Consider the following 3,306-nt stretch of genomic DNA (forward strand, 5'->3'; position numbering starts at 1 on the left):
CAGGCTGCGGCAGGCGGCCGTCGACGGCGGCACGCGCGCCGCGCAGGCGCAGGTACAGCGTGCCGGTGTCGGCACCCGCCGCGTCGGGCACCCAGCAGCTGGCATTCAGCGGCAGTGGCTGACCGCCCCACTGGTTCAGGCGCTGCAGGGCCTCGGCCTGCGACAGGCCGTCAAAGCGCAGCGTGGTCTCGCCCGGCACCACCGGCAGCACCTTGAGGCTGACTTCGGTGATCAGCCCCAGCGTGCCCCAGCTGCCCGCCATCAGGCGCGAGACGTCGTAACCGGCCACGTTCTTCATCACCTGGCCGCCGAAGCGCAGCAACTCGGCGCGCCCGTTCAAGATTTCCACGCCCAGCACGTAGTCGCGCACCGCACCCACGCTGGCGCGGGACGGGCCGGACCAGCCGGTGGCCACCATGCCCCCGACCGTGGCGGCGCCGAAGTGCGGTGGCTCGAACGCCAGGCACTGGCCCTGGGCGGCCAGCACGGCCTCCAGTTCGGCCAGCGGCGTGCCAGCGCGCACCGTCACCACCAGCTCGCTGGGCTCGTAGCTGACGATGCCGCGCCAGTCGCGGGTGTCCAGCAGGTCCCCCTGCAGTTGCAGGGCGTGGAAGTCCTTGCTGCCACCGCCGCGAAGCCGCAGCGGGGTGTGGTCAGCAAGGGCGGCGCGTACGCGCTCGGCGATCTGGGAAAGGGCAGCGTCCATGGCCGTGCATCGTAGCCGTGCTGCCGGAATTTGCCAGTCGCCGCCATGTGAATTTTTTGAACGCCGGGTGTGAATCAGCAGGACGCGCAGCGCCCTGGGCCTGCGGCGGCGGCCATGCTCTCAGGCACCGCGGCCTACCGCAGGTGATCACCCACCCGCCAGGGGCGGGCTGGACCGCTGGGGGCGGAGCGGCCATGAAAAAACCGCCCCGAAGGGCGGTTTCAGCTTGCGCGGGGGCGGGGGTGCCGCCCGGGCGCCTTGCTCAGCGGTTGTAGGCGGACTCACCGTGGGTGGTGATATCCAGACCTTCGCGTTCCGCATCTTCAGCCACACGCAGACCCACCAGGACATCTGCGATCTTGAAGCAAATGAAGGACACCACACCGCACCAGACCATGGTCACGATCACGCTCTTGAACTGCACCCAGACTTGCGCACCCATGGCGAAAGTGTCGGGGGTCAGACCACCCGTGCCGCCCAGGCTTTGCGAGGCGAACACACCAGTCAGGATGGCACCCAGGATACCGCCCACACCGTGCACGCCGAACACGTCGCAGGTGTCGTCGACCTTCAGCATCTTCTTCAGGCCCGACACGCCCCACAGGCACAGAGGGCCAGCGATCAGACCCATGACGATGGAACCCATGGGACCCACGAAACCGGCGGCAGGGGTGATGGTCACCAGACCGGCCACGGCACCCGAGGCAGCACCCAGCATGGAGGCCTTGCCCTTGTGCAGGGCTTCGGCCACGATCCAGGACACAGCGGCGGCGCCGGTCGCCAGAATGGTGTTGATGAAGGCCAGGCCAGCGATGCCGTTGGCGGCACCGGCGGAGCCGGCGTTGAAGCCAAACCAGCCCACCCACAGCAGCGATGCACCCACCATGGTCAGTGTCAGGCTGTGCGGGGGCAGGGCTTCTTTGCCAAAGCCGATGCGCTTGCCCACCATGTAGGCACCCACCAGGCCGGCCACGGCCGCGTTGATGTGCACCACCGTGCCGCCGGCGAAGTCCAGCGCGCCATCGGCCGCCAGCAGACCACCGCCCCAGACCATGTGGGCCATGGGGATGTAGCTGAAGGTGAACCACAGCACGGAGAAGATCATCACGGCCGCGAACTTGATGCGTTCGGCAAAGGCACCCACGATCAGCGCCACGGTGATGGCGGCGAAGGTGGACTGGAAGGCCACGAACACGTATTCGGGGATGGTGGGCAGCATGGCCGACAGGGTGTCGGGCGTGATGCCGGCCAGGAACAGCTTGTCGAAGCTGCCGAAGAACTTGCCTTCACCGCCGAAGGCCAGCGAGAAGCCGTAGATCGCCCACAGCACGGTGATCAGCGAGAACACGGTGAACACCTGGGCCAGCACGGACAGCATGTTCTTGGAGCGCACCAGGCCACCGTAGAACAGGGCCAGGCCAGGGATGACCATCAGGATCACCAGCATGGTGGAGGTCAGCATCCACGCGGTGTCGCCGGCGCTCAGGACGGGGGCAGCAGGCGCGGCCGCTTCGGCGACGACTTCGGCCACCACCGCCACGGCGGGGGCAGCTTCTTGCGCAATGGCACCGGTGGCGGCGGCCAGCAGGCCCAGACCCAGTGAGATGGCAGGGAGCGATTTTTTCATGTCAGTCTCTTGCATTAGGGGGTGGGTTACAGGGCTTCCTTGCCGGTCTCGCCGGTGCGGATGCGCACGACCTGCTCCAGGTCGTAAACGAAAATCTTGCCGTCGCCGATCTTGCCGGTGCGGGCCGCGCCTTCGATGGCTTCGATCACCTGCTCGAGCACAGCATCGTCGACCGCGGCTTCCAGCTTCACCTTGGGCAGGAAGTCGACGACATACTCGGCGCCGCGGTACAGCTCGGTGTGACCTTTTTGGCGGCCGAAGCCCTTCACCTCGGTCACGGTGATGCCCTGTACGCCAAGCTGTGACAGTGCTTCGCGCACCTCGTCGAGCTTGAAGGGCTTGATGATGGCTGACACCATTTTCATAAGACGTTCCTCCGGGAAGCTGGCAGTTGTAAAAAGTGTTGTGACAAGCCCTTTAAGCATGGAGCGTGCCAACCAACGGCCTTGCAGCGGAGCAGGCCCGCGTTCTACAGTGCACATCTGGAAACATCGCGCGCCGCACCACTTTAGTGCAAACCCACGGTGGCATGTGCTGCTTTTTTGTGCACCTTTTGAGGGAGAACCGCCCCATGAGCCTGGCTTGCGTCCAAAGTCGTGCCCTTTTGGGGCTGCAAGCGCCCGCCGTCACCGTGGAAGTGCATCTGGCCAACGGTCTGCCCAGCCTGACCCTGGTGGGGCTGGCCGACGTGGAGGTCAAGGAAGCCCGCGAGCGCGTGCGCTGCGCCATCGTCAACAGCGGCCTGGAATTTCCGACCAACAAGCGCATCACTGTGAACCTGGCGCCGGCCGACCTGCCCAAGGACTCCGGCCGCTTCGACCTGCCCATCGCCCTGGGCATCCTGGCCGCCAGCGGGCAGATCGATGCGGCGCGGCTGCTCGGCTGGGAGTTCGCGGGCGAGCTGTCGCTGTCCGGCGAACTGCGCCCGGTGCGCGGGGCCCTGGCCACCAGCCTGGCCCTGCCCTGGGGGCAG

General features: G+C 66.8%; 4 protein-coding genes. 1 reads left to right on the forward strand and 3 read right to left on the reverse strand.

Annotated features, from left to right (window positions below; all coding sequences use genetic code 11):
• The 3 genes from glcE to SJH88_RS18715 form a co-directional block, all read right to left on the reverse strand.
• A partial coding sequence (glcE, locus tag SJH88_RS18705; RefSeq protein WP_274755338.1) for a glycolate oxidase subunit GlcE occupies positions 1-706 on the reverse strand: 706 nt, incomplete at its 3' end.
• A gap of 262 nt (positions 707-968) precedes the next feature.
• Positions 969-2,333, reverse strand: a complete 1,365-nt coding sequence (locus SJH88_RS18710) for an ammonium transporter (protein ID WP_274755339.1) — start codon at positions 2,331-2,333, stop codon at positions 969-971.
• 26 nt (positions 2,334-2,359) lie between these two features.
• The gene (locus SJH88_RS18715; protein ID WP_042411906.1) at positions 2,360-2,698 is read right to left on the reverse strand and encodes a P-II family nitrogen regulator; all 339 of its coding nucleotides are present in this window, start codon (positions 2,696-2,698) and stop codon (positions 2,360-2,362) included.
• A 206-nt stretch (positions 2,699-2,904) separates the two neighbouring features.
• Between SJH88_RS18715 and SJH88_RS18720 the strand changes: the two genes are divergently transcribed.
• Positions 2,905-3,306 (forward strand): magnesium chelatase domain-containing protein (locus tag SJH88_RS18720; RefSeq protein WP_274755340.1); only part of this gene is annotated, 402 nt, incomplete at its 3' end.

The sequence above is a fragment of the Comamonas sp. GCA5 genome, from assembly GCF_036541385.1.
GTDB lineage: Bacteria > Pseudomonadota > Gammaproteobacteria > Burkholderiales > Burkholderiaceae_C > Comamonas > Comamonas aquatica.

Coding starts and splice junctions, on each gene's coding strand:
- SJH88_RS18710 (WP_274755339.1), bottom strand. CDS start 2,333: ATGAAAAAATCGCTCCCTGCCATCTCACTGGGTCTGGGCCTGCTGGCC.
- SJH88_RS18715 (WP_042411906.1), bottom strand. CDS start 2,698: ATGAAAATGGTGTCAGCCATCATCAAGCCCTTCAAGCTCGACGAGGTG.